The organism is Flavobacterium plurextorum (assembly GCF_024638035.1).
GTDB lineage: Bacteria > Bacteroidota > Bacteroidia > Flavobacteriales > Flavobacteriaceae > Flavobacterium > Flavobacterium plurextorum.
The window spans coordinates 4,189,409-4,214,257 of the sequence record NZ_CP100442.1 but is presented as its reverse complement, the minus strand read 5'-3'; the positions used below and the strand labels follow the sequence as shown (position 1 = coordinate 4,214,257).

Annotated in this window: 12 protein-coding genes; all 12 read left to right on the top strand. The window is 34.6% G+C overall.

Going from position 1 to position 24,849, the window contains the following annotated elements:
- The first annotated feature begins 645 nt into the window (after positions 1-645).
- The 12 genes from NLG42_RS18425 (at position 646) to NLG42_RS18370 (ending at position 24,771) form a co-directional block, all read left to right on the top strand.
- Complete coding sequence (locus NLG42_RS18425) at positions 646-3,864, top strand: SusC/RagA family TonB-linked outer membrane protein (protein ID WP_257681844.1); 3,219 nt, start codon at positions 646-648, stop codon at positions 3,862-3,864.
- A 21-nt stretch (positions 3,865-3,885) separates the two neighbouring features.
- Positions 3,886-5,898, top strand: coding sequence for a RagB/SusD family nutrient uptake outer membrane protein (locus NLG42_RS18420; RefSeq protein WP_089056452.1), 2,013 nt, complete (start codon positions 3,886-3,888; stop codon positions 5,896-5,898).
- 86 nt (positions 5,899-5,984) lie between these two features.
- Positions 5,985-7,694, top strand: a complete 1,710-nt coding sequence (locus NLG42_RS18415; RefSeq protein ID WP_257681843.1) for a polysaccharide lyase — start codon at positions 5,985-5,987, stop codon at positions 7,692-7,694.
- Between the two features lie 188 nt (positions 7,695-7,882).
- Positions 7,883-8,572, top strand: a complete 690-nt coding sequence (locus tag NLG42_RS18410) for a DUF3826 domain-containing protein (RefSeq protein ID WP_089056450.1) — start codon at positions 7,883-7,885, stop codon at positions 8,570-8,572.
- A gap of 55 nt (positions 8,573-8,627) precedes the next feature.
- Complete coding sequence (locus tag NLG42_RS18405; RefSeq protein WP_257681842.1) at positions 8,628-10,334, top strand: thrombospondin type 3 repeat-containing protein; 1,707 nt, start codon at positions 8,628-8,630, stop codon at positions 10,332-10,334.
- 168 nt (positions 10,335-10,502) lie between these two features.
- A complete protein-coding gene (locus NLG42_RS18400; protein WP_257681841.1) occupies positions 10,503-13,652 on the top strand; it encodes a DUF6298 domain-containing protein in 3,150 nt (1,049 codons plus the stop codon).
- Between the two features lie 172 nt (positions 13,653-13,824).
- Positions 13,825-15,228, top strand: a complete 1,404-nt coding sequence (locus NLG42_RS18395) for a glycoside hydrolase family 140 protein (RefSeq protein WP_257681840.1) — start codon at positions 13,825-13,827, stop codon at positions 15,226-15,228.
- A gap of 220 nt (positions 15,229-15,448) precedes the next feature.
- Entirely contained in the window at positions 15,449-17,017 is a 1,569-nt protein-coding gene (locus NLG42_RS18390; RefSeq protein ID WP_089056448.1) for a glycoside hydrolase family 28 protein, read from the top strand.
- Positions 17,018-17,109: 92 nt separating this feature from the next.
- Positions 17,110-18,027, top strand: a complete 918-nt coding sequence (locus tag NLG42_RS18385) for a glycoside hydrolase family 43 protein (protein WP_257681839.1) — start codon at positions 17,110-17,112, stop codon at positions 18,025-18,027.
- A 294-nt stretch (positions 18,028-18,321) separates the two neighbouring features.
- Positions 18,322-20,187: an exo-alpha-sialidase gene (locus NLG42_RS18380; protein ID WP_257681838.1), complete on the top strand. Its 1,866-nt coding sequence runs from the start codon at positions 18,322-18,324 to the stop codon at positions 20,185-20,187.
- A gap of 241 nt (positions 20,188-20,428) precedes the next feature.
- Positions 20,429-23,209 carry a glycoside hydrolase family 78 protein gene (locus NLG42_RS18375; RefSeq protein WP_257681837.1) on the top strand — a complete coding sequence of 927 codons (2,781 nt, stop codon included), beginning with the start codon at positions 20,429-20,431 and terminating at the stop codon, positions 23,207-23,209.
- A 143-nt stretch (positions 23,210-23,352) separates the two neighbouring features.
- A complete protein-coding gene (locus NLG42_RS18370) occupies positions 23,353-24,771 on the top strand; it encodes an acetylxylan esterase (protein WP_257681836.1) in 1,419 nt (472 codons plus the stop codon).
- The last annotated feature ends 78 nt before the right edge of the window (positions 24,772-24,849 follow it).

The window sequence follows — 24,849 nt, the reverse complement described above, 5'->3', positions numbered from 1 at the left end:
ACCATTCCAACATTTTAATGTTTTTTACGGTAAACGATATTTGAACATAATTTTGAATATTTGTTTATTTTACACTTATAAAAAGTATTGGTCAGAATTTACGTTTTAAAAAAAAATATTTTTTGTGAAATTTTTAAGGAATATTCAAAACCTTTAAGCAGCAATATTTGTAAGTTTTATTACGCTAATATCTCTTGTTAAAGATAAGTAAAAACTTCTTATTTGAATTATAAGTGTAAAGTTAACGCTGTAAAATTCAGGGCTTCACAGTCTTATTTTGCAAAATTAACAGCTAATTTTTAGTTTTGATAAAGATTCTGCTGTATTTCTTAAAATTGCGATCTTTCTATTTAATTATGCGTAAACATATTGCCTAAATTTTCGATATCGCACACTTATTCTTTCTATTTTTTATTAATATTGTTTTTTTGAGTTCCTTTTTTTTAGATAATGCCATTAAAGCAGGATAGTGCAGGACGGTTGTAATGTATCATCGTTATATTTTTGGGATACAAAAAAATAAATGTGTTTTTAACATTTAATTTTATCGCTTTAAGTTTTCATTAGAATCTTAGAGAAATAAAGAGGCACATTTAACATGACTAACTAACATTAAATAATAACCTAACCAAAACAAAAACATTTATGAAACAAGCACTTATAAAAAGATGTAGTTTTCTTTTGTTTACACTGATGAGTGTGCTGAGTTATGCTCAAACAACAAACAGTCAAGGAACTGTAACCGTGACAGGAACGGTTACAGATAATTCAGGAGGAGTAATGCCTGGAGTAAACGTAACTGAAAAGTCTACAAAAAATACTGTTACTACAGATTTTAATGGGCAGTATCAGATTAAAGTAAAAGCTGGAGGAACATTGGTTTTTTCTTTTATTGGAATGAAAAAGAAGGAATTACCACTTTCAGGAAGAACAGTAGTTGATGCGAAATTAGAAGAAGATTCAAATCAATTAGAAAACATCGTTGTTGTAGGATATGCAAGTCAAAAGAAAAGCCATCTTACGGGTTCAGTAGTGACCGCAAAGATGAGTGAAATTTCAGATTTGCCTGTTGGTGATTTAGGAACTGCTTTACAAGGACGAGTTTTAGGAGTTGGAGTTTCAGGTGGATCAACAAGACCTGGAGCAAAATCAAATTTAACTATTCGTCAGCCTTATTCATTAGCAAAAGATGGTGGAAATCTTAATCCATTATATGTAATTGATGGTGTGTTACAAATTGATGCACAAGGTTTGAACGACAGTACTTTGTTTGATAACTTAGATGCCTCTGAGGTTGAAAGTATTTCATTCTTGAAAGATGCCGCTGCTGCAATTTACGGTGCACGTTCTGCTCAAGGTGTAGTTTTAGTAACAACAAAAAGAGGTACAAAAGGTGATCCAAAATTTACTTATAGTGGTTCTTACGGTATCAATGACAAAACGTACCAGACAAAAACGTTAAATGCGTTTGAATTTGGAAAGTATGTGAATATAATGAATGGACCTAATGGTTACAATCAGCCTATTACAGATCGTCAGTATTTCTTTTCAGATGATGAATTAGAATATTTCAAGACTCTAAAAAATACGTATTTAGATGACGAATGGAAGCCTTCTTTTAACTTAAGACAGAACTTAAATGTGAGTGGCGGAACAGATAAAGCTACTTATTTTGCTGGAGTTTCTTACTATAAACAAAATGGTAATTTAAGTACTCTAGATTATGAGAAGTGGAATTTTAGAGCAGGTACTGATATTAAACTATCTAGTAATTGGAAAGCTGGAATTCAGTTGTCTGGTTTTTACTCAGATCAGACTAAAACGTTCAATAAAATTGGAGGAGAGGTTGAAGAGAATGATTACAATAAATTATTGATGCACGTACCTTACATTCCAAATTATGTAAATGGACTGCCAATGGAGCTTCCAAATAATAATGACGGTAATCAGCGTTATCACTATAATGAAATCAAACGTTTAAATAATCTTGCTGAAACTACAGCTACTACAATGACCATTAATATGTACACAGAGTACAAATTTCCTTTCGTAAAAGGATTAATGGCTAGAGGAGCGTATGCGAGAACTATGGGCAGTGGTCGTGGAACTCAAGTTGGTACTGGATACACTTTGTATCAATTTACAGGTTTGGGAACTAATGGACATATTTATAATGACGATATTACAACACCACCGCTTAGATCAAAATTTTATGATAACGGAAATCGTTTGTATTTTTCGAATACAACAAATTTATCTCAACAGTATAATTTGAATTTTTCTTACGATCGTACTTTTGGAAAACATAGCGTAAGCGGTTTATTTGCAATAGAAAGATCTGAAGCAACATCTAACAATGAGGTTGTTTTTAAATCAAATGTTCTTGAAGGTACAAATGGACAGTTTAATACTGCGACTGGACCAATTGATGGTTCTACTACAAAAAGTGAATCAGGATCTTTATCATATGTTGGAAGGGTAAACTATGCATATGATGATAAATATTTGGCAGAGTTCTTATTTAGATCTGATGCTTCTACAAAGTTTGCTCCTGAAAACTATTGGGGTAATTTTTATTCAGCATCTGTTGGATGGGTAATGTCTAAAGAAGACTTTTTTAAATCTTCAGTTATAGATTTTCTTAAAGTAAGATACTCTGTTGGTCTTTTAGGAAAAGATGATACTAAGGCGTGGTTATGGAGACAACGTTATACTTTTCAAGGTTACAAAGGTGGTGTTTTTGGAGGGAATTCAGACCTGACAAATGGATGGAAAATGGAAGCTTCTCCAAATCCTGACGCAACTTGGAGTGATGAGCTTAAAATGAATTTTGGTGTTGATGCAAGATTTTTAAATAATAGATTAAGCGTTACAGCAGAATCATATTATAATGTAGGAACGAATCTGCTTTTAAACAAAACTGGCAATCTTCCTTTTACTATTGGAGGAACAGTAGCAGCACAAAACTATGGTTCTGTAGATACTTATGGTTATGAGTTATCTGTTGGCTGGTCTGATAAAATTGGTAAAGACACAAGTTATGGAATTGATTTACGTTTTGGATGGTCTGGAGATAAGGTTATTAAAGGAGACTTTAATGATGAGGACATCTTAAAACCATGGAATCCTAAACCTGGATATTCATCAGACAATGGAGTTTGGGGATATGATTACATAGGTATGTTCAAAACTCAGGAGGATATAAATGCTTATGTGAGTAAGTATAATATTACTTCGGTATTTGGAACAGCAGTAGCAAACCTTAAACCAGGAATGTTGTATTACTCAGATGTAAGAGGTGCATATTTAGGAAATGGAAAATTTGCTGCTCCAGATGGTATTATCGATGTAAACGATCAAGTACAATTGGCTTCAAAAGCAAATACTCAATATTCTATCGGAACTACTTTGCGTTTTGCCTACAAATCATTTAGTTTGAATACAGTTGTTAATGCTTCGTTTGGAAATGGATGGAGCGACATTGGAAGTCAAGCAAGAAAATCTTTAAAAACTAAAATTCCGCAAATAGTAGATAATACAGTTTCAATTTGGAATGATATATATGATCCAACAGTTAATCCAAACGGATCAATGCCAAATCCAGCTTTTGAATCTATAAACTCAGTTGCATCTAAATTTTGGGAAGTTGATTCATTTAGAATCGCTTGTAGAAACATAACATTAAGTTATGCATTGCCAGAAGGCGCTTTAAAAGCTCTTAAAATGAACAGCTGTAAGTTTAATCTTGTGGCACTTAATCCTTTTAATCTTTATAATCCATATAGTTTTCAGGAAGCTAACGGTAGTTACTTAGATTATCCTACTTTACGAACAATTTCTTTGGGACTTAATTTAGGATTCTAATAACTCATAAAATACGATATTATGAAAATAAAATATATAAAAATAGTAGGTTTAACTACAGTTTTAGCAGCTTTATCTTTGGCTAGCTGTAATGATGATTTTCTTGAAGAGAAAAAAGATTTTAACGGTGTAAATGAAGATGTATTTAAAGTTCCTTCATTAGCTACTGGATATGTTGATTATGTTTATGGATTGTTTTTGCCGGGAAATAATGCAGCAGTTAATACATGGGATTTAGCGGCTGGTGGAAATGACGATTTTTCGCAGACAACAGAAGAGTTAACAGGCGAAGTAAACTGGAATAAAATTTGGGCAACTATTTCTCCAAACAATGCAAACTGCCTTCCATATATTGGAAGCAGAGTTTCTTCAAGTATTGCAAATAATACATGGACGAGATTAAGACAGATTAATATCTTCTTAGAGCAAATTGATAAAAATGGAATGGCCGATGCAGACAAAAATCCACTAAAAGGACAGATGTATTTTTGGAGAGCCTATCAGTATTATGAAATGGTAAAATTATATGGTGGTGTGCCAATTGTTTTAACCGCTCAAAATCCTATTATCGATGAAGGATCTACCGTTTCTCAAATTCCTAGAAGCCCAACATCAGTATGTATCGAACAAATTGTATCAGATTTAGATAAGTCAAAAGAGTTATTGAAAGATGTAAAATGGACTAGTGCAAACTGGGGTAGAATTACAGCAGGCGCAGCAGCAGCTTTTAAAGGAAGAGTATTATTAACATGGGCAAGTCCGCTTTTTAATCCAACAGATGATGCACAAAGATGGAAACGTGCCTATGACGCAAATCTTGAAGCAAAAACGCTTTTAGAAGCAGATGGAAAAGGACTTTTCTCAGTTGGAGGAACAGCAAATGGAACTGCATGGGGAAATATGTGGCTTGCAGAAGTAGGAAATCCTGAAGCAGTTATTGTTTTTGGATTTAACAATTCTACAATAGTAAATGCTCAAAAAAATAATGGATGGGAAAGAGCAGTAAGATCTAAAGCATCAGGAGGAAATGGAACTATTTCGCCTACAAAGCAAATGGTAGACGTTTTTCCTATGGCAGATGGAAAAAGTATAGTTGGAAATCCTGCTTACAATCCTGTTTTATTCTATAAAAATAGAGATCCTAGATTTTATAAAACTTTTGCATACAATGGTGCAACTTGGAAATATGCGGAAAATACAGCATTTAAACAATGGACTTACAGCTGGTATAGTAAAGCACCAACAACTGCAGCACCAAATCCTGATAAATTTACAGAGACATTAGGAGCTAACTCTAGTGGTATTTATCTTAGAAAAGCAACAAACGAAGCATCAAGCAGTTCTGCAGGATATTTGAATAGTGGAATTGATTATATGGAAATGCGTTTTGCCGAAGTTGTTTTGAATTTAGCAGAAAGTGCAATTGGTGTAGGTAGTTTGGCAGAAGGAAAAACTTTGATTGAATCAGTTAGAGCTCGTGCAGGAATTACAAACGGTGACGGACATTATGGTTTGGCTGCAGTAAGTTCAAGAGATCAGCATTTTGCAGCAGTTTTAAATGAAAGAACAATTGAGTTTGCATACGAAAATAAACGTTTTTATGATTTAAGACGTTGGAAACTTTTTGATGCAGGTGCAACTACATCAAGACTTGGAGTTAAGCCATTGAATGGAACAAGAAGAACAGCTTATTACATCGTAGCAAAAAAAGCTGATGGAACAAACTACATCGGAACTGGTGATCCATTTTATGTAGCAACTGGTAATGCACCTGTTCTAAATAGAGAACCAGCTTCGTTTCCTGTAACAATAAACGGAACAACATTAGCCAATTTTGATGCATATTTAGATTATATGTATACCAATTATTTTAAAATTGTAGAAAGAGACAATTTAGATCCAACTACAAACAATTGGAAATTTACATGGTATAATGAATACTATTTCTTCGGAATCTATCAATCATTATTAGATTCTTCTCCATATTTAGAACAAACTCAAGGATGGGGCGGATCATTTGACCCACTTAAATAATAGTTTATAATACAAAAAAACAGTCACCTGTATTTCAAGAATACAGGTGATTTGTTTAAAAAGAATTACCATAATTAGAAAATAACATGAAAAATTCCGTATTATTTATCACAGCTCTGCTTTTTTTGGGAAGTGCAAAATGTTTTGCTCAATATCCAAAGATAAGTCCGGAAGTTCAAGCACAGGAAAAAGCAATTAAAGAAGAAGCCCAAAGACTTTCAGATGAAGCTTGGGAAAAAGCTTTAGTTATTATTGAAGAAGAAGCAAAACATGGAAAACCGTATATTCCGTGGGCAGCAAGACCAACCGATTTACCTCAGGCAGAAATTCCTGCTTTTCCAGGTGCTGAAGGTGGAGGAATGTTTACTTTCGGTGGTCGAGGTGGAAACGTTTACACCGTAACAAGTCTTGAAGACCGCGGACCAGGAACGTTACGTGAAGCTTGTGAAAAAGGAGGAGCAAGAATAGTGGTATTTAATGTTGCCGGAATTATCAGATTGAAAAGCCCGTTAATTATTCGTGCGCCTTACATTACAATTGCAGGACAAACAGCTCCTGGAGATGGTATTTGTATTGCAGGAGAATCAACTTGGATCGATACGCACGATGTAATTATCAGACACGTACGTTTTCGTCGTGGAGAAACTTTCGTAGGTCGTCGTGATGATGCTATCGGAGGAAATCCTGTTGGAAATATCATGATAGATCACGTTTCTGCAACTTGGGGATTAGACGAAAACATGTCAATCTACAGACATATGTACAATCCAGGACCAGGTTATCCAGATATTAAAGTTGGAACAGTAAATATTACAATCCAAAACAGTTTATTCGGAGAAGCTTTAGATACTTACAATCACGCTTTCGGAAGTACTTTAGGTGGAGAAAACTGCTCTTTCATGAGAAATATGTGGGCGAATAATGCCGGAAGAAACCCTTCTATCGGTTGGAACGGAATTTTCAATTTCGTAAATAACGTAGTTTTCAACTGGTATAATAGATCTACAGATGGCGGCGATTATACAGCAAACTACAACATCATCAACAATTTCTACAAACCAGGACCAGTTACCGATTTGACACAGCCAATCAGCTATAGAATCCTAAAACCAGAATCTGGAAGAAGTAAATTACCATACATGGTTTTTGGTAGAGCTTACGTAAACGGAAATGTTGTTAATGGTAACGATAAAGTGACTAAAGACAACTGGGACGGCGGAATTCAGTTAGAGAATAAAAAAGGTGAATTAATGACGTATGACGAAGCAAAAGAGTATTTCGCTAAAATGAAAACAGATAAACCTTTCCCAATGCCTTGGTTTAACAAATTTATGACAGCGGAAGAGTCTTATGAATTTGTGCTTAAAAATGTTGGAGCAACATTACCAATTAGAGACAAAGTTGACGAAAGAATCGTAAGAACCGTAAAAACTGGAGTTCCAGAATATGCAAAAGGATTAGAGAAAAAAGAATTCTATCAATTCGAACACAGACGTTTACCGATGGATTCTTATAAAAAAGGAATTATTACCGATATTTCTCAAGTAGGAGGATATCCAGAATACAAAGGAAAACCTTATGTAGACACAGACAAAGATGGTATGCCGGATGCATGGGAGAAAAAGTACGGTTTAAATCCAAACGATCCATCTGATGCAAAAGGAGATTTAAACGGAGATGGTTATTCTAATATTGAAGATTACATAAATGGTGTAAACCCTGCAATAAAAGTAAACTGGAAAGATTTAGCTAATAACAAAGAAACTTTAGTTAGACCTTTATTAGATTTAAAATAAGAAAAACAGAAAGAATTATTTAACACATAGAAACATAGATTTAAAGCTTTATTAAAAGAATAAAAAAGAGAAATACATTTCTTTCGCATAGCTTACTCTGTGTATTTAGAATAAGTGAAACGTCTTTAAACGTTACAAAAAACTATGTTTCTATGTGTTTAAAATAATTATGCTAAAAAAGAAAACTTATGGCACTAAATAAAATAAATGCTGGTTTATTATCGCTGGTTTTCGCATTTTCAACTTTAAATGCGCAACAGCATTTAGATCCTGAATATGTAAAAGTTACTAATGAAAGAGCTGCAAAAATTGTTACCAAATTAGATTTAAAAAACGAAGCAAAAGAAAAAGCAGTTTCGAACATAATCGCTCAGCAATTCAGAGATTTAACTGAAATTCAAGATGGGAGAGATGCTGAAATCAAAAAAGTAAAAGAAGATACTTCTTTGGCTAAAGAAAAGCAAAACGAGAAAATTGATAAACTAAAAGCAAAAGCAGACGAATCAATTGCAAAATTGCATAAATCGTATATCAAAAAATTAAGTAAAGAATTATCAGAAGATAAAATTACAGAAGTTAAAGACGGAATGACATACGGCGTGCTTCCTATTACAGTTGCAGGTTACAATGATATGCTTCCAAATTTAACAGCAGAACAAAAAGAGTATATCTACAAAGCTTTAGTTGAAGCCAGAGAACATGCAATGGACGGTGGTTCATCTAAAGAAAAACACGGCTGGTTTGGTAAATACAAAGGAAGAATCAATAACTATTTATCAAAACAAGGTTACGATTTAAACAAAGAAAGTGCTGACTGGCATAAACGTGTTGAAGAAAGAGAGAAGAATAAAGTAAAAGATTCTACTTCGAAAGAATAATTTTCTGTTTAAAAACTTGCACCAAAAACTATTAACTACAACCACATACAATTCAATGCAAAATTTTTTCCCAAACCGTACTTTAAAAAGAACATTTATGACACTGTCATTTTGTTCTCTAGTGTCATCGGCTTATGCACAATATCCCGTAATTCCAAAACCTGTTCAAGAAAAAGCAGATGCTCTTTTAGCTGACGAAGAAAAAAGACTGAACGAAATTTGGAATACCAATTACCACATTATTAAAGAAGAAGCAAAGCAAGGAAAACCTTATTTACCTTGGGCTTCTTACCCAAAAGATTTTGTAGTGGCAGATATTCCTGCTTTCCCAGGAGCTGAAGGAGGCGGCGCATTTACACAAGGCGGTCGCGGCGGAAAAATATTTGTTGTAACAAGTCTAGAAGACAGCGGAAAAGGAACTTTTCGTGAAGCTTGTGAAGCAGTTGGAGCGAGAACTATTGTTTTTAATGTTTCGGGAATCATTCAATTGAAAAAGAGAATCAGCATGCGTGCGCCATACGTTACGATTGCGGGACAAACCGCTCCAGGAGATGGAATTTGTATTGCAGGAGAAACTTTAGAAATTGATACACATGATGTTATTATCCGTCACATGCGTTTTAGACGTGGTGCAACCGAAGTAACAAGAAGAGATGATGCTTTGGGAGGAAATGTAATTGGAAACACTATAATTGATCACTGCTCTGTAAGCTGGGGATTAGACGAAAATATTTCACTTTACAGACACCAATTTGCAGTTAATTCAAAATCAAAACTAGAAAAATTGCCAGCTTGTAATATCACTATTCAAAACACTATTTCGTCAGAAGGTTTAGATACTTATAATCATGCTTTCGGAAGTACAATTGGTGGATTAAATAGTACGTTTATGCGTAATTTATGGGCAGACAATATTTCTCGAAATGCTTCTATCGGAATGCATGGCGATTTTAATTTTGTGAATAACGTAGTATTTAATTGGTGGAATCGTACTCTTGACGGAGGAGATTATCGTTCGATGTTGAATATCATCAACAACTATTTTAAACCAGGTCCAGTAACGCCGGAAAATGAACCTATTGCGTATAGAATAGTAAAACCTGAATCAGGATATATTGAACCAAAACAATATGGAAGAGCTTATGTTTCAGGAAACTTTATTGTAGGTTCTCCAGAAGTAACAGCCGATAACTGGAATGGCGGAGTACAATTGGAAAGTCTTCCCGAAGCTGAAACTAAAGAGTTTTTAGCCGCAATCAAACAGCCAAAACCGTTTTCAATGCCTGCATTTAAAATTATGAAAGCAGAAGAAGCATACGAATATGTTTTGACAAATGTTGGAGCGACAATTCCGAAAAGAGATGCTGTTGACGAAAGAATTTTGAAACAAGTTAGAACTGGAAAAATCGAAGTTAAAGACGGTTTAGAAAACAACATCGGAAAAGAGTTTATCAAAAGAAGATTACCAGCAGATTCTTATAAAAAAGGAATTATTACACATCCGGACCAAGTTGGAGGATACCCAACTTATAGAGGAAAAGCCTATAAAGATTCAGATAATGACGGAATTCCTGATGCATGGGAGAAGAAAATTGGTTTAAATCCAAATGATGCTTCGGATGCTAATAAAGATTCAAATGGAGACGGATACACGAATATCGAGAAATATTTTAACGGAATAGATCCAAACAGTAAAATTGATTGGACGAAAGCAGAAAATAATACGGATACTTTAGCGAAGCTGAAATCATTATTACAATAGTAAAAGCATGAAGACCTAACAGGTTTTTAAAATCTGTTTGGTCTCTTAAATGTAATATATTAATCTAGTTTGTCATTTCGATCCCGAAGCCTCGGGAGAGAAATGACAAGATTGTGAAAAAAGGATTTTGTAATTTTATTTTCTAGAATTCTAAATAAGTTAAAAAGAATGAATTTTACTCATTTAAAAAATATCGTTTCTTTCAAAAACACATTTTCTTTAATGTGTATTTCTTTGTTTTTCAGTATCAACATCACAGCCCAAAACAATTTCCCTGATATAGTAAAATCCAAAGAAGGAAAACTTTCTTTCACAACCGATAATCTAGGAAACCAAATTCCTGATTTTTCTTTTGCAGGATATAGAAATTCTGAAGCTGCCATTCCGAATTTAGAAAACAAAATTTTCGTTTCTAAACAAGAAGAAGACGCAACTCAAAAAATCCAAAACGCCATTGATTATGTAAGTGCTCTAAAACCTGATAAATTTGGTTTTCGAGGAGCCGTTCTTTTAGACAAAGGAACTTTTAAGATCAACGGAACATTATACATCAAAAAATCAGGAGTTGTTTTAAGAGGAAGTGGAAATACCGAAAACGGAACCGTACTTTTAGGAACAGGATTAGAAAGAGAAGCTTTAATTAGAATTTTGGGCGTAAACGATAAAGTTTATAAAGATTCATTTGAATTCGCAAACGTATATACACCACTTGGAACGCAGAAAATTCAATTAAAAAATATATCAAAATTAAAAGTCGGCGACGAAATCGAAATCAGCAAACCTTTAACAGATAATTTTATTAAAGAAGTTAAGATGCAGGATTTTGGTGGAGAAACTTCATGGATTGGCTGGAAAAAAGGAGACTGGATTACAACGTGGAATCGCGTAGTAACCAAAATCAACGGTAACGAAGTAACTGTAAATGCTCCAATTACAATGGCATTGGATGATGCTTTTGGAACTTCAAAAGTAACCGTTTATACATGGCAAGGAAGAATTGAAAATACTGGAATTGAAAATATCTTAATAAAATCAACTTATAATCCTTCAAATTTAAAAGACGAAGAACATCGCTGGCAGGCAATCAGCATTGAAAACACGAGAAATGCTTGGGTAAAACAAGTTAATTTCAAACATTTTGCAGGCGGAGCCGTTACGGTTTTAAAAACAAGTCAGCAAATTACTGTTGAAGATTGTATAGCAACAGAACCGATTTCTGAAATTGCTTCTTTTAGAAGACATACATTTTATACAGAAGGACAACAGACTTTATTCCAACGCTGTTATTCAGAATTTGGATATCATGATTTTGCAGTTGGCGGATTTGGAACAACAGGACCAAATGCGTTCGTACAATGCGAATCACATTTGCCATTCGAAAATAGCGGCGCAATTGGAAGCTGGGCAACCGGAGTTTTATTTGACATCGCCAATATTGACGGAAAAGCATTAAGCTACAATAACAGAGAACAAGGTGGAAGAGGTGCGGGATGGACAGCTGCAAATTCTGTAATTTGGGAATCATCAGCATCAAAAGTTGAATGTTATAGTCCGCCAACAGCACAAAACTGGGCTTTTGGAGTTTGGGGACAATTTGGAGGAAACGGACATTGGAAAGACGTAAACGGACATATAAGCCCAAGAAGTTTATTTTATGCGCAGTTAGAAACCAGATTAGGAAAACTTCCTGTTCAGCCTTTTATTTATGATTTAGGTTCAGAACCATCTTCAAGTCCAAGTATTGAAGTTGCAACAGAATTGACTAAAAACTCTGTAACAACAGCAAAAAGTCTACAAGAATGGATTGCAGAAGCTTCAAAAGCAAATCCAATTAATACAAATAGTACAGGTTTAAAAAATGCAAATGATTTAAAAGTTACTCCAAATAAAACAGATAAATCAACTTCTAAAATAACAACAGAAAATGGTTGGTTAACTTTTGAAGGAAAAGTAATTGCAGGAAAACAAACCAATGTAGCTTGGTGGAGAGGTGATTTAACCGATGATTTCGTAAATAAATCAACACCACATTTAACTCGTTTTGTACCTGGACGAACAGGAAACGGATTGACTGATAAAGTACAGGAAACCGTTGATTATTTAACCAAAAATAATATCGTTGCTTTAGAGCATAATTACGGTTTATGGTACGACAGAAGAATGGACGATCATGAACGCGTTCGCCGAATCGACGATGATGTTTGGCCTCCGTTTTACGAACAGCCTTTCGCAAGAAGCGGAAAAGATTTAGCTTGGGATCATCTAAGTAAATACGATTTAACAAAATTCAACGATTGGTATTGGACACGTTTGGCGCAGTTTGCAGCGCTTGCAGAACCAAACGGACAATTGCTAATCAATCAGCAATATTTTCAGCATAATATTTTAGAAGCTGGAGCGCATTGGGCAAGTTCGCCTTGGCGTTCAGCAAACAATGTCAACAACACAGGATTTCCTGAACCGCCGCCATACGCAGGAGACAAACGTATTTTTATGGCAGAGCAGTTTTACGACGTTACAAATGCCGAAAGAAGAAAATTACACCAAGGCTTCATTAGAAAGTCTTTCGAGAATTTTCAGGAAAACAGCAATGTAATTCAGTTAACAAGTGCTGAATATACAGGTCCGCTTCATTTTATGGAATTCTGGTTAGACGAAGCTCAAAAATGGAAAGATGAAACTGGTAAAAAAGGTCTAATTGGTTTAAGCGCAACTAAAGATGTTCAGGATGCCATTTTAAACGATGCAAAAAGAGCCAGAACAGTTGATGTAATCGACATTCGTTATTGGTATTACAAAGAAGACGGATCTGCTTACGCACCACAAGGAGGCGTAAATTTAGCGCCAAGACAGCACGCCAGAAAACTAAAAACAGGAAAAGAGACCGACAATCAAGTTTATCGTGCCGTGCGTGAATATCGTGAAAAATATCTGGATAAAGTCATTTTATATTCGACAGATGGTTCTTCAAGATTTGGATGGCCAGCCTTAATGGCGGGCGCTTCATTGCCAAACATTCCAAGAATCGAACTGCCTCAGTTTTATGCCGCTTTAAGCGAAATGAAATTAGTTGACGGAAACACGTTTTCAGACAATGTTTGGAAATTGGAAAACAAAGGAAAAAGTTATCTTTTTTATTTAAAGAATGACCAAGATATTACAATCGATTTATCTAATGAAAAAGGAACATTTGAAGTATTTGCTATCAACACTTCAACAGGAAATATAACGAAAAAAGCCAACATCAGTGGAGGAAAGCAAGTCACGATTCCACAAACCGAAATAAAAGAAAAAGTGCTTTTTGTAGTGAAAAAATAGTTAGCCACTGATTTCACAGATTAAAAGGATTAGAAGATTAAAATCTGCCAAATCTGCGAAATCTGCGTGAAAAAAAATTAAGACAAAGCTTGAGAAATCTATTAAATCAGTGATCCCGATAGCTATCGGGAGTGGCAAAAAAAATAAAAAAACAATTCAAAAACAAACCAAAATGAATCTGAAAATTAAATATTTATTCGCCCTAAGTTTAAGTTTTTTGTTGACAGCGCAAAGCGGATTTTCGCAATCTGCCAAAACAAAAGCATCTCTGCCTCAAATCAAAGTTTCTAAAAATCAGCATTATTTTGTTACCGAAAACGAAAAACCATTTTTCTGGTTAGGCGACACCGGTTGGCTGGCATTCGGAAAACTAGATAGAGCAGGCGTTGATAAATATTTTAAAGACAGAAAAGACAAAGGATTTAATGTCGTTCAGGTAATGGTTTTGCATAATATAAATGCCGTTAACGTTTATGGCGATGCAGCTTTAATCAACGAAGATGTTTCAAAACCATTGACTACAGCCGGAAATGATTTCAAAAGTGCACAAGAATACGATTACTGGGATCACGTAGATTATACTTTAGATGTAGCTCAGAAAAATGGAATTTACTTGGCGATGGTTCCAGTTTGGGGAACAAACGTTTCAAAAGGAAATAAAGTAAGCAAAGAGCAGGCAATTGTATATGCTAAATTCTTGGCTGATAGATATAAAAATAGAACCAATATAATTTGGTTAAACGGTGGAGACACACACGGAAATGAGTTTATGGATATTTGGAATGCGATCGGAAATACTTTAAAAACCAACAATCCAAATCAGTTAGTGACTTTTCATCCATTTGGAAGAACCGATTCTTCAGAGAATTATCATAATGAAAAGTGGTTAGATTTTAATATGTTCCAATCAGGACACAGAAGATACGATCAAGATTCGGTAAAAACGAATTTCAAAGAAGACAATTACAAATTCGTTCTAAGAGATTTCAAATTAAAACCAACAAAACCAACACTTGACGGAGAGCCATCTTACGAAGGAATTCCACATGGTTTACATGATACTTTACAACCAAAATGGACAGCAAGCGATGTACGCCGTTACGGATATTGGTCTGTTTTATCTGGCGGTGCAGGTTACACGTACGGACATAATGCCGTAATGCAAATATTCAGAAAAGGAGATAAACCAGCGTACGGAAACAAAGAATTATGGACATCAGCAATTAATGCGCCCGGAGCAAAACAGATGATTTATATTAAGAAATTAATGGAAGAAGTTCCATTTTTAGAAGGAGTTCCAGATGTTTCTTTAATTGCCAATCAGGGAGAAAAGTACGATTATATTCCAGCCATCAGAGGAGAAAAATACGCTTTACTATACACTTACAATGGTAGAATAATTGAAGTAAAATTAGGAAAAATTTCAGGCGATAAATTTGAGGCGAGTTGGTACAATCCAAGAAATGGGAAGAAAACTAAAATTGGAACATTTGATAATAAAGGAAGTCAAAATTTTCAACCAGCAGGAAAAAAAGAAGATGGCAATGACTGGGTTTTGATTTTAAGATCAAAGTAGTAATTAGTGAAAAGTAAAAAGTAATTAGTAAAAGACTTTGAGGATTACCCTCAATCTTGTCATCCCGGGGAACGAGGGATCTCCACAAGTAACTCCATAAAGTGAATTGACAATCTTTGTCGAGTTTCTTGCGAAGATTTCTCCTTCGTCGAAATGACAAAAATGAGAGTAAAAAATCTGTGCTAATCATTTTAATCTGTGGCAAAAAAAAAAATAAACTATGAAAAATATACTAATAATACTCTGCTTCATTACTGGATTAAACACCACTTTCGCAAACGACGGCTGGCTAAACATCCTTAACGAAGGTGGAAACAACAAAGGAATAAAATGTACCCAAGCCATTCAGAATGCCATAGAAAAAGCATCTAAAAACGGCGGAGGAACGATCTTTTTTCCTGCGGGAGAATATTTAACGGGAGCATTAACACTAAAAAGCAACATTACGATTCACTTAGATTCTGGGGCGCTTTTGAAGTTTTCTGAGAATTTTGATGATTATTTGCCTTATGTAGAAATGCGTTACGAAGGAATTGTAATGAAAAGTTTTCAGCCATTATTCTATGCAAAAGATGTACAAAATATCACCATTACTGGAAGAGGAATAATCGACGGACAAGGAAAAGCTTGGTGGAATGAAGTCTACAGAATCGAAAGTGCCAAAGAACCATTACCTCCAACAAAATATCAAACTATGTGGGAAGAGCAAAACAAAGGCCTTTACACAGAACCGTATTACAAAAGAACTGTTGACAAGAAATTCTTCAGACCTTCTTTTTTTCAAGCTTACAACTGCAAGAATATTTTAATAGAAGGCGTAACCTTTCAAAATTCACCTTTTTGGACAATCAACCCAGAATTCTGTGATAATGTAACCGTAACTGGAATTTCAATTTTTAATCCGCATTCGCCAAATACAGACGGAATTAATCCTTCTTCTTGTACCAATGTTCACATTTCAAATTGTCATATTAGTGTTGGAGACGATTGTATTACGATTAAATCAGGAAGAGACGGCGACGGGCGTAAATACGGAAAAGCAACAGAAAATGTTACGATTACAAACTGTACGATGTTAAGCGGTCATGGAGGAGTAGTAATTGGAAGCGAAATGTCGGGCGGAATCAAAAAAATTACGATTTCAAATTGTGTTTTTGATGGAACAGATCGCGGAATCCGTATTAAAGCAGCACGCGGAAGAGGAGGAGTTGTAGAAGATATTCGCGTGGATAATATCGTTATGAAAAACATAAAAGAAGAAGCAATCGTATTGAGTCTTTTTTATGATAAAGGAACTCAAGTTGAGCCTGTGACCGAAAAAACGCCGATTTTTAGAAACATTCACATGAGCAACATTACAGCTTCAAACGTGAACAAAGCAGGACAGATTTTAGGAATTACAGAAATGCCGATTCAAAACATCACTTTCTCTAACATCAATATGGATGGAAAAGAAGGTTTTACAGTAAGTACAGCAACAGATGTAGAATTTCATGATGTAAAAGTGAACGCAACAATTGGTTCTTCTTTCAAAATATCAGATTCAAAAAACATTATTTTAGACAATGTTGGATCATCAACACCAATAAAAGGAGTTCCAGTTATCAAATTGGATAATGTTTCAAACACATTGATCAATAATAATTTTCCATTTAATGCAACCGATATTTTTATTGAAGCTGATGGAAAAGACACCAAAAATATTTTCGTAAAAAATAATGTTTTTAATAACGTAACAACGAAAATTAAAAAAGGTGCTTCTTTAGATAAAAAAGCAATAACGGAATAGATTACAAAAAAGAATAATATAACAAAGATTTCACAGATTGGCATGAATTAAAATCTGTGATAATTAGTAAAATTAGTGTTCAATTTTATATCATGAAAAAAATATTAATCATATTAACCCTTTCACTCTTTGCAGTTGGTTATTCACAGAAAAAGAAAGATTTATATCTTTTTACTTCGTTTCGAGAACCAGCAACAGAAGGTTTATATCTAGCGTACAGCGAAGACGGTTACAATTGGAAAGGATTAGAAGGATCATTTTTAAAACCCGAAATTGGAGCCAGTAAAATTATGCGAGATCCGTCAATTACGAAAGGCGCTGATGGAACATATCACATGGTTTGGACGACAGATTGGAAAGGCGGAAACGGTTTTGGATATGCAAGTTCAAAAGATTTGATTCATTGGTCAAAACAGGAATATATTCCAGTAATGAAAAATGAGCCTGAAGTTGTCAATGTTTGGGCGCCAGAGATTTTTTATGATGATGTGAAAAAAGAGTATATCATTATTTGGGCATCAACAATTCCGTTCCGATTTGAAAAAGGCGTTGAAGACGAGAAAAATAACCACAGAATGTATTATGTAACGACAAAGGATTTTAAAACTTTTTCGGATACAAAATTATATTACGATCCTGGTTTTAGTGTGATTGACTGTGTGATTGTGAAGAAAGGTAAGAAAGATTATGTTTTGGTTTTGAAAGACAATACAAGACCAATGCGTAACATAAAAGTAGCTTTTGGAAAATCGCCTTTAGGTCCGTTTGAAAAAAGTTCTGAACCCTTAACCGAATATTTGTCAGAAGGACCAACAGTAGTAAAAGTGGATAAAAATTGGCTTTTATATTATGATAATTACGGTTCAAAAAATTATAAAGCTTTAAGTACGTCAGATTTTGTTCATTTTGAAGATGTTTCATCAAAAATAAGCCTTCCCGAAGGACATAAACACGGAACGATTACAACAATCTCAGCAGACGTTTTAAAAGGATTAATTGAAAGAAAATAAAAGACAATACCTCAGATTACAAAGATTCTCACAGACTAAATTTTAAAATAATCTTTTTAATCCTTTTATCCCGATAGCTATCGGGAGTGGCAAAGAAAAAAAATCAGCTGAATCTGCCAAATCTGCGAGAGTAAAATTTTCCCCGCAGATTTAGCAGATCACGCAGATAAAAGAATAGTTAGAAAAATTTCACGCAGATTTAAAATGATTTAAGCAGATTTTTATTTTAAGTAATAGCAGAAAAAGAATTTGCATTGATCAGCTAAAATCTGCGTGAAACAAAAAACATAAAGAATGATTACTTTACAAAACATAAAAACCAACATCATCACTACAACCACAATTCTTTTGACTTGTACCGCTGTAAATGCACAGAACGATACTGTGCGTTATGTTGGAAAAACACTTTCAAACATAGATTATCATCACGGGCAGTTAAGTCCTGCAGTTGGAGTTCACGCTACACAAATTATGCGTGCAAGTCGTGAACATCCCGAGAAAGCTGATGGTTTTGGATGGACGTACAATCACCAGCCGACAATGGCGTATTGGAATGATACTTTTTATCTGCAATATTTAAGTGATCCTGCAGGAGAACATATTCCGCCGAGCCAGACTTTTATTATGACTTCAAAAGATGGTGTAAGCTGGAAAATGCCAAAAGTAATTTTTCCAATATATCATATTCCTGACGGATGGAAAAAAGATGGTGTTGAAGGCGTTGCCAAAAATCTAGATGCCATTATGCACCAAAGAATGGGTTTTTACACCTCAAAAGACAAGAGACTTTTTGCTTTGGCCTATTATGGAATCGCGATGGATGAAAAAGACGATCCAAATGACGGAAAAGGAATTGGACGTGTAATCCGTGAAATTAAGAAAGACGGAAGTTTTGGTGAAATCTATTTCATCAGATACAATAAATCTTGGGATAAATCGAAATCGGCTTTTCCATTTTATACACAAGCAAAAGATAAAGGTTTGAAAAAAGCCTGTGAAGAAATTTTATCCGATCCTTTAATTCTACAGCAATGGGTTGAAGAAGCTGATCGCGATGATGAATTAATTCCGTTGAAAAAGCCTTATAAAGCTTTAAGTTCTTACCATTTACCAAACGGAAATGTAGTTGGTTTATGGAAACACGCTTTAACTTCGATCAGTAAAGACGGTGGAAAATCTTGGGATTATATGCCAGTTCGTGCTCCTGGTTTTGTAAACAGCAATGCTAAAATCTGGGGACAAAAAACATCAGATAATCGTTATGCAACAGTTTATAATCCATCCGAATATCGCTGGCCATTGGCAATTTCAACAAGTGATGACGGGTTGAATTACAAAGATTTATTATTAGTTCACGGAGAAATTAGTCCGATGCGATATGGCGGAAACTATAAATCTGCAGGTCCTCAATATGTCCGCGGAATCTCAGAAGGTGACGGAACTCCGCCTGATGGAAAACTTTGGGTTAGTTACAGCGTAAACAAAGAAGATATTTGGGTCGCGTCGATTCCAGTTCCAGTTACAAGTATTGTTACTGAAAATACAAATGACATTTTTAATGATCTTCCAGACGGACAAGAATTAAAATTTTGGAATACTTACGATTTGTCTTGGGCGTCGACCAAAATCGAAAAGAAAACGGATGGTAAAAAATGGCTGACATTAAGAGATCAGGATTATTTTGATTATTCCCGCGCAGAACGTGTTATTCCGTTTGCAGAAAAAATGGAAGTAACTTTTACCGTAAAACCAGAACAAAACAATCACGGTTTACTGCAAGTTGAATTTCAAAATAAACAAGGATTGCCAGCGGTAAGACTAACTTTTGATTCAGATGGTCAATTGAAAGTAAAGAATGGTGCTCGTTCTAATACAATTGCCAAATACGAAGCAGGAAAGGAATATAAAGTAAATGTAAAACTGAACGTTAAAACCCGTTCGTACACCATAAAAGTAAACGACGAAAAAGAATCAACGAGAATTTTTTATGCGCCAGTAGATGGTTTTGAGCGAATAATGTTCCGTACAGGCGAACAAAGATATTCTCCAAATCCTGACACAGCGCCAGACACAGACGATTATGATGATTTACCTCAAACAGGAAAATTAATACCAGAAGCAGTATTCAATATTAAATCGTTGATAACTAAAAAGGCGTAAAATATATTGCCACTAATTACACGAATTGTCACGAATTATTTTTGATAATTATTGATTTAAAAATTAGTGAAATTGGTGTAATTCGTAGCGAAACAAAATAGAACGCAGATGAAACAGATTCGCTATCGCGAAAAAACGCAGATTTGAATGGATTTCATTTTAAGCAAATAAAAAAAATCGTTTTATCCGTGTCTTTACGAAGTAAATCAGTTTAATCAGTGTTCAAATTTTAAAGTAAGAAATGAAGCATTTAAAAAATATATTATTAGCAATTGGTTTCTTAGTCACTTTCATTTCGAATGGACAAATTCTGCCTATACGCTTAACAACAGAAATGGCTGAAAACCCATTAGCGGTAGTTCAAAATCAGCCGAGATTAAGCTGGCAGTTGGTTTCAAAAGAATCTAATGCATCACAAATTGGTTACATTATTTTGGTTGCTTCTTCCGAAGAAAAACTGCAAAATGACGAAGGTGATATTTGGAACAGCGGAAGAGTAAATTCTAATAAAAATCTTCAAATTACCTATAAGGGAAATCCATTAAAAAATGAAACCAAGTATTTCTGGAAAGTTAAAGTCTGGAATCAAACAGGTAAAATTTCTAAATGGAGTAAAACAGCAGCTTTTAGAACAGCTTCGTTAGAATCAGATTTACATCCGATTTGGATTGGCGCGATTACAAAAGCCGACAGTCATTTACCTGAAGGAAGAAATTACCACACAGCGACTTTCAACAGAGAGAAAAAGAACTCGATTATCAATGCTTCAGATTCATTATCACGCAGAAGTATTATGCTGCGTAAACCTTTCGAAGTAAAAAAAGAAATCAAAGAAGCGGTTGTTTATATTTCAGGCTTAGGACATTACGAATTATCGATTAACAATAAAAAAGTTGGAAACAGCGAATTTGCGCCATTGTGGACAGATTATGATAAATCGGTTAATTATAATGTTTACGAGTTAAACGCTAAAGAATTTGAAAAAGGAGAAAACGTAATTGGTGTACTTTTAGGCAACGGAATGTACAATACACTTGCAGAAAGATATACCAAATTCTTTGTGAGTTTTGGTCCGCCGACTTTGTTTTTTAAAATGAAAATTACGTATAAAGACGGTTCAGAAGAAATTATAAAATCTGATGAAACTTGGAAATATAGTAAAAGTCCAATTACATATAACAGCATTTTTGGTGGTGAAGATTACAATGCTAATTTAGAACAAAAAGGTTGGAATACTAAAGGTTTTAAAGATTCTGATTGGAAAAAAGTTGTTATTCAGGAAGCACCAAAAGGAGTTTTAAGACCACAAACAGCGCCGCCAATTACGATTCAGAAACAATATGAAATTAAGACGGTTAAAGAGCTGAAACCAAATTTCTATGTTTTTGATATGGGGCAGAATCTTTCTGGATTTCCAACAATTAAAGTAAAAGGTAAAAAAGGACAAACGATTCGTGTTTGGGTTGCCGAAGGATTAAATGAAGAAGGAACAATTGCTCAAGGAAGATCTGGAAAACCATATTACTACGATTACACATTAAAAGGCAAAGACACAGAAGAATGGACTCCAAAATTTAGTTTCTACGGTTATCAATATGTTCAGATTGAAAATGTTAATTACAAAGAAACTAAAAATGCAGAGTTCCCAACTTTGATAGATTTAAAATCGAATTTCATTTACAATTCGGCAGGAGAAGCAGGAAGTTTTGAATGTTCAAATGAAATCTTCAATAAAACGCACGAATTGATTAACAACTCGATAAAAAGTAATTTTCAAAGTGTTTTTACCGATTGTCCGCAGCGTGAAAAACTGGGCTGGCTAGAAGAAGTTCACTTAAACGGTCCGGGTTTAATGTTCAATTATAATCTGGAAAATTATATTCCGGCAATGATGCAGAACATTTCAGATTCACAGCGCGACAATGGTTTGATTCCGACAATTGTTCCCGAATATGTGGTTTTTGGAGGTGATTTTACCGATTCTCCAGAATGGGGTGTAACAGGAGTAATTCTGCCTTGGATGTATTATGAATATTACGGAGATGCTTCATTATTAGAAAAATATTTTCCCGTGATGAAAAAGTATGTCGATTACTTAGGAACAAAAGCCACGAATCATATTGTTTCTCACGGATTGGGTGATTGGTACGATTACGGAACGCATCCAGCGGGATATTCTAAGAATAGTCCAATTGCGCTTTCGGCAACTTCGCATTATTATTATGGAGCTTATTTAGTAGCTAAAGCATCAAAATTATTAGGCAAATCCGAAGATTTTGAGAAATACAACACACTTGGTTCTGAGATTAAAACGGCTTTCAACAAGGAATTTTTCAACGAAGAAACAAAACAATATGGAACAAACAGTCAGTTTAGCAACTCCGTTCCGATTTTTATGAATATTGTCGAACCGCAATATAAAGAAGCTGTAATGCAAAATTTACTAGCTGATATTAAAGCAAAAGGTGATCGTTTGACAACTGGAGATGTTGGAAATCGTTATTTGTTTCAGGCTTTGGCAAGAAATGGAGAAAATGAGACGATGTACAATATGCACAATCATTATGATGCGCCAGGTTATGGTTTTCAGATTAAATTTGGTTTAACCACTTTAACAGAGCAATGGGATCCGAGAAAAGGAAATTCATGGAACCATTTTATGTTAGGTCAGATAGAAGAATGGTTTTACCAAAGCTTAGCCGGAATTATGTCTGATCCTGAGAAACCAGGATTTAAACATTTCTTTATTCAGCCGGAAGTTGTTGGCGATATGACTTTCGTGAAAGCAGATTATCAATCGATTTATGGAAAAATTGTTTCGTCTTGGGAAAAGAAAGACGGTAAATTTATTTTGAATGTTCAAATTCCGGTAAATACAACCGCAACAATTAAACTGCCTGTTTCTAAAAGCTCGGAAATAAGAATTGATAATAAAAAGATTAGGACAGGTTTTGATGAAAAAGTGCAAAAGCCAGTTTTAGAATTGGGATCTGGAGTTTATACAATAGAATGCAAAATATAGATCGCGGATGACACGGATTTACTTCGTAAAGACACGGATTTAAACGGAACTTTTTTGGATTATTAAATAAAAAAATCCGTTTAAATCAGCGTTTTCGCGATAGCGAATCTGTTTTATCAGCGCACCAACACAATGAGATTAAAATGAAAAACATAAAATACATCTTCTTAGTTTCCATTTTTGCTTTGACATTTGCAAATGCGCAAAGTACTTCGGATACTAATTTTAGGAAACCAGTTTCTGAAACAGTGAAGAAAATAGAAACCGCTTTTAATGTTACAATTAATGACGATCGAGGTTTACTAAAAGGAAAAGAACTGGATTATGCGGACTGGAGAATTGAGCCTGGAAACCTAGCACTTTCGTTAACTAATATTTTAGCACCATTCGAATTGATGTATTTTAAACAACCGGATGGAACTTATATCATTAGAAAATATGAAAACCATAAAGTTTCAGTTGATAAAGGAAAAGAACGTCTATTTTACCTAGAAAATCTTTATTCGACTAAAGAAGAATGGGAAAAACGTAAAACGGAGTTAAAAGCTTGTATGATAACTTCATTTGGATTAGAAAAAGCTCCCCCAATGCCAAAATCTAAACCACTTTTAACTCCAAAAAGAATTTATAAAGATTACAGCGTAGAAAATATTGCCCTAGAAATTCTGCCGGGTGTTTATGCAACAGGATCTATTTACAAACCGTATCCGTTAAATAAAAAAGCAGCTGTTATTTTAACTCCCGACGGGCATTTTGGAGACGGAAGATATAGAAAAGACGAACAATATCGTTGTGCGATGATGGCAAAAATGGGTGCAATTGTCGTGGGCTATGATTTATTTGCATGGGGAGAATCGTTATTGCAGTTTCCAGAAGAAACACATAGAAACAGTATTGCATCGACAGTTCAGGTTTTAACTGGAATTCGTTTTCTGGATTATTTAGCAACAGTAAAAAATGCCGATATGTCTAGAGTTGGTGTAACTGGTGGTTCTGGCGGAGGTTCGCATACGATGTTTTTAGCTGCAATTGACGATCGAGTGAAAGTTTCGGCTCCAGTTGTAATGGTTTCTTCTCATTTTTCAGGCGGTTGTCCGTGCGAAAGCGGACGAGGAATTCATCTTTGTGGAAACGGAACAAACAACGCCGAAATCTCAGCAATGATGGCTCCAAAACCGCAATTGATTGTTTCTGATGGAAAAGACTGGACTCTGGCAGTTCCAGAATTAGAATTTCCTTTTATTCAGAGAACGTATGAATTGTACGGAAAGAAAGATTTAGTTGAAAATGCTCATTTTGCGAAAGAAGGACATGATTTCGGAATTTCGAAACGTATGGCTTTGTATCCGTTTATGGCGAAATATTTAAACTTAGATTTGAATAAAGTAAAGAACGAAAAAGGCGAGATCGACGAATCGACTTGTGTGATTGAACCTTATGACAAATTATATGTTTTTGGCAACAAAGCTGAAAATCTGCCGAAAAACGCTTTGAAAGACATTAATAAATTATATGAAATGTTCGGAGAAAAAAATCTGAAAGTTTACGAGGTTAAGAAGTAAAAGTATAAACACGAATTTCACAAATTAGCACGAATTAATTTTTTACACAATTTTGTCATTCCGAGGAACGAGGAATCT

Coding starts and splice junctions, on each gene's coding strand:
- NLG42_RS18425 (WP_257681844.1), top strand. CDS start 646: ATGAAACAAGCACTTATAAAAAGATGTAGTTTTCTTTTGTTTACACTG.
- NLG42_RS18420 (WP_089056452.1), top strand. CDS start 3,886: ATGAAAATAAAATATATAAAAATAGTAGGTTTAACTACAGTTTTAGCA.
- NLG42_RS18415 (WP_257681843.1), top strand. CDS start 5,985: ATGAAAAATTCCGTATTATTTATCACAGCTCTGCTTTTTTTGGGAAGT.
- NLG42_RS18410 (WP_089056450.1), top strand. CDS start 7,883: ATGGCACTAAATAAAATAAATGCTGGTTTATTATCGCTGGTTTTCGCA.
- NLG42_RS18405 (WP_257681842.1), top strand. CDS start 8,628: ATGCAAAATTTTTTCCCAAACCGTACTTTAAAAAGAACATTTATGACA.
- NLG42_RS18400 (WP_257681841.1), top strand. CDS start 10,503: ATGAATTTTACTCATTTAAAAAATATCGTTTCTTTCAAAAACACATTT.
- NLG42_RS18395 (WP_257681840.1), top strand. CDS start 13,825: ATGAATCTGAAAATTAAATATTTATTCGCCCTAAGTTTAAGTTTTTTG.
- NLG42_RS18390 (WP_089056448.1), top strand. CDS start 15,449: ATGAAAAATATACTAATAATACTCTGCTTCATTACTGGATTAAACACC.
- NLG42_RS18385 (WP_257681839.1), top strand. CDS start 17,110: ATGAAAAAAATATTAATCATATTAACCCTTTCACTCTTTGCAGTTGGT.
- NLG42_RS18380 (WP_257681838.1), top strand. CDS start 18,322: ATGATTACTTTACAAAACATAAAAACCAACATCATCACTACAACCACA.
- NLG42_RS18375 (WP_257681837.1), top strand. CDS start 20,429: ATGAAGCATTTAAAAAATATATTATTAGCAATTGGTTTCTTAGTCACT.
- NLG42_RS18370 (WP_257681836.1), top strand. CDS start 23,353: ATGAAAAACATAAAATACATCTTCTTAGTTTCCATTTTTGCTTTGACA.